We start from the raw sequence: 3,874 nt of genomic DNA, 5'->3' as shown, positions 1-3,874 counted from the left end.
TATTACAATGCCCGAAATGAGCGGACTTGAAGCAGTGAAGGAAATTAAGAGGCAATATCCAAGTGCAAAAGTTATTATGTGTTCTGCAATGGGGCAACAAAAGATGGTTGTAGAGGCGATCGAATTGGGAGCGAAAGATTTTATTGTAAAGCCGTTTGATGAAGGCCGTGTCCTAGAGGCCGTAAATAGAGTATTAAGTTAATTTGTAAGCACATGCTGCCTCTGTTTAATCCGAATCTAGAGTAGTTCGGATTAAACAGAGGCAGTATTGATTTCATTTTCATTCCTTCAAATAAGGAATTACGATATAATAAGTATAAATCATCATTAGATAAGGGATGTAAAAATATGGATATGGTTATTGTTTCATCAATTGGCGCCATTGGCATGGCTATATTCGTCATGTTTCTCCGCATTAAGGCAGCAAAAAAACCAGCATCAGCCAAAAAAATAATTTTGCCGCCTATTTTCATGAGTACTGGTGCCCTCATGTTTATTTTTCCGTATTTTAGAGTAACGCCCCTTGAAATCTTGGAAGCTACTTTAGTAGGTATGATATTTTCCATACTACTGATCAAAACCTCTAAATTTGAAATTAGGGAAAATCAAATATATTTAAAGCGGTCAAAGGCATTTGCCTTTATCTTAATTGGTTTACTCATACTTAGAATAGCTGGTAAATTGGTTTTGAGTTCTTCCATTGATCTCGGGGAGCTTAGCGGTATGTTTTGGATACTAGCGTTTGGGATGATTGTTCCATGGAGAGTTGCTATGTATATGAACTATCGTAAATTGCAGCGTGAATTAAGTTTATCGCAGATTAACGGGCTGTAAGACCCCCACTTCAAGAAGTTGAGTAATACAAAAATTTCTAAGTGGGGGATCAACAGCCCGTAAAAGCCCGATTGGTTCAACTAACAATCAGTGGGGGATGAAAGAAAACCCCCACTGATTGAAGTTTCACTTTATTGAATTGAAAAATAAAGATGTAAATGCCACAGATTAGTGAAAATCTGTGGCATTTGTAAAATTAAAACCATTCCCCTTTGAGAATGGTTAAAATAAATGTTCGTATGGAGTCATATTTATTTCTTTTTCAATTAATCTTTTTCTTAAGAATTTATGATCTCGTTTTGGTGTAGCAACAATATATCCTCTTATTATTAAATCCTCATTGATTGAAGAAACCTTTTCCTTTATCGCGAGCTCACCAATTTTTCCGGCAATTTTATGCCTTGCCACATCACGGAAAAGTTCGGGTACAGGACTAACAAGATCTTCAAGCAAGTTTTTTCCTTCTTGATTCCAAAGATGCTTTGATTCATTCACGTAATATTCTTCCCAATCCATATCCGATTTTCCGTCTTCCTTAGGCATCTTTTTCAAGAACTTCCGAAACATAAAGAAGCCGCCAATGGCAAAAGAGCCCGTAAGGACAACAACCCAGAACAGAATAAACCACAAAAACCATCCACTAAGCATATACTCACCTTCAAATACATTATACTTACTATATTATAATCGCTTGCCAGATTGCAGACAAGTTAAGTGATCAATATAAAAAAACAGATTATTTCCTTGCTCATTATATCTTAAAATACTATAATTAACATGTCCAATTAAGGGGCTGATTGGGGTACTGGTGTCCTCCGTAGTCTTCAAAACTATCTGTGACCACCGTGCGTGGTCAGCTGGGTTCGATTCCCAGGCAGTCCCGCCAAACAAATCTAGGAATGTTGCTAAATCAACATTTCTGAGGCATAGGATACTGTGACACATCTGTAATTTGATTTATTTTATTTAAAATTCTGCTACGGTTTTCGTACAGTTCATGATAAGACTAGTTTAGACTGTGGTTAATAACTGTCAAAGTCTATTCTAAAAACCGTTGGACTCCTTTCACTAAAATGTGAAAGGGGTCTTTTTTGGTTATGGGGTTCATCGTTTGATTGCAGCTTCTCGCTACGGAATTCCGATTGAGTATTTTAAGCGTGGAGGGATCGAAGTCGATCATAATCCGAATAAGGCCGAGAAGTGGGACAATCGAATTGATAATTTACAATTGTCATCAAGGAAAGCTCAGTATCGTGAAAATACAAGAGCCAAAATGGGCAAGGGTAGACGTTTAATGGAGGAAGAAGTGTGCGAGATTCTTGAGCAATTGCAGGAATGGAAATCTGACGAAGATAATAAGATAAGTGACTTCATCCACATGACTGCTGAAGCATATGGACAAGGTTACAGAAACATCTGGAACATTGTTTACGGTAAATCTTGGAAGCATTTACATGGTAAGTTGGTAGTTGCATGATGAAGTATAAAATTGATAAGTCTGGTGTAGTTTATGATGTTGTTAGAGTTTATGAGGAAAATGAAGTACATGATGAGCAATTGAAGTAATTAAGGAAAGATATTAAGGTAGCGGTAAAAGACAGTGATGTAGATGTACTTAAATTATTAGAAGATATTAGAAAAAAATAATACATAATGAATGAACTGTAAGGGCAACTAGGGGCTTCCAATTTAGATAAGGGTGTCCCATAAACCCATAACAAAACTAGTCCAAACCTCCTACCAATCTATCGAATTATGGTATAATATGGTGAAGATAGGAGAGGAGAGTTATTGTGAAATGAAAAATGTGGCTATATATGTTGATTATGATAATCTATTTAAAAGATTAAAGGAACTAGGGTGTCCTCCAGTTTATGATGTAAATTTTTTTGTGGAATTAAAGAAAAAATTTGAGGCGGTCAACTATAATGTAATAAAGTTTTGTGCATTTGCCGATTTTACAGACAAGGAATTATCAATAAAAGAACAAACTGATATTCATTCATTTGGAGTAGAAGTGTTTCATTGTTCAATAAATAATAAAAATTCTACAGATGCTGAAATGACTATTAGAATCATGAAAGATTTATATGAGATAAATAATATTGATGTATTTGTAATTGTTACTAATGATAGAGATTTTGTTCCACTTATAAGGGCAGTTAAAGAAAAATCAAAAATAACCTACTCATTAACCACTAAAACTGGAATCAATCCAGTAATCAATGTTTTCTCAGATTATCATCAATATTTAGAGGATATTTTTGATCTAAATAATGTACACAAAGTTGAAGAAGTCAAATTTGAAATAGATGAAATAACTGCAGAATTAGGAGAAAAGGCAAAAATGGTTTCTGAGAAGTTTTATAACTCTGGAGCTTTTAAAAATTTAAAAACAAAATCTGTCTGGGTTTCATTAAGTAGCTATTCAAGAGATTTATCAAAGATAGGTGCATTACAAACAACTAAATCTGATGTTATAAAGTATTTTCAAATCGCCAATATCTTAGAGTTTGTTGAACTATACGAACATGAGAATCAACTTTATATTAGAGAAGGAAAAAAATATCAAGAAATCTTCCATTTAGAGGTTGCAGCTGGTAGAAAAAAATGATATGCTTATAACTACAAAATCACCTAAGATATAAAAGTATACATAAACTAAGACATTACCTAACTTTTATATCACCACCGAAAAATGATCCCTAACCATGGGGTCGTTTTTTATTCGAATATATTAAATACGATATAAAAGCCTTAAATTACAATAATACTTTAAGGTCTCCTTCCATTGCGTTGGAGATCTTTTTTTGTTGTGTTGAGAAATGGGTTAAAATTGAAACCTTTATCATGTAACTATCGTACTAGATGATAGGGGTGAAGATAATGAAAATACTAATTCAAACATTAAAAACTATTATTTCAGTAAACTTAAAAATGATAGGTTTATTCCTATTAATCCTGTTAGTTATCAGTTCTTTAGTTATGACTGCATTTGCTTCTAAGGATTTTTTTAATGATGCTGAAATCGCTATGATTC

Annotated in this window: 5 protein-coding genes and 1 tRNA gene; 5 read left to right on the top strand and 1 reads right to left on the bottom strand. The window is 33.7% G+C overall.

What is annotated here, in order from left to right; genetic code table 11:
• Positions 1–202: response regulator (locus V7164_RS24425; protein ID WP_335355521.1), on the top strand; the 202-nt coding region annotated here is incomplete at its 5' end.
• A gap of 146 nt (positions 203–348) precedes the next feature.
• Complete coding sequence (locus V7164_RS24420; RefSeq protein WP_335355520.1) at positions 349–834, top strand: CcdC family protein; 486 nt, start codon at positions 349–351, stop codon at positions 832–834.
• 222 nt (positions 835–1,056) lie between these two features.
• Here V7164_RS24420 and V7164_RS24415 read toward each other — a convergent pair whose 3' ends face one another.
• Complete coding sequence (locus V7164_RS24415) at positions 1,057–1,482, bottom strand: DUF2621 domain-containing protein (protein WP_335355519.1); 426 nt, start codon at positions 1,480–1,482, stop codon at positions 1,057–1,059.
• 141 nt (positions 1,483–1,623) lie between these two features.
• On the opposite strand from V7164_RS24415, the gene V7164_RS24410 reads away from it, so the two are divergent.
• The 3 genes from V7164_RS24410 to V7164_RS24400 all read left to right on the top strand — a co-directional run bounded on the left by V7164_RS24410 (position 1,624) and on the right by V7164_RS24400 (position 3,448).
• Positions 1,624–1,720: transfer RNA gene (locus V7164_RS24410), tRNA-Sec, on the top strand.
• Positions 1,721–1,945: 225 nt separating this feature from the next.
• The gene (locus V7164_RS24405) at positions 1,946–2,311 is read left to right on the top strand and encodes a hypothetical protein (protein ID WP_335355518.1); all 366 of its coding nucleotides are present in this window, start codon (positions 1,946–1,948) and stop codon (positions 2,309–2,311) included.
• Positions 2,312–2,632: 321 nt separating this feature from the next.
• A complete protein-coding gene (locus tag V7164_RS24400; protein ID WP_335355517.1) occupies positions 2,633–3,448 on the top strand; it encodes an NYN domain-containing protein in 816 nt (271 codons plus the stop codon).
• Positions 3,449–3,874 lie beyond the last annotated feature (426 nt).

The sequence above is a fragment of the Bacillus sp. JJ1474 genome, assembly GCF_036965225.1.
GTDB lineage: Bacteria > Bacillota > Bacilli > Bacillales > Cytobacillaceae > Cytobacillus.
The sequence above is the reverse complement of the archived record's forward strand: the minus strand, read 5'-3'. Positions and strand labels throughout refer to the sequence as shown.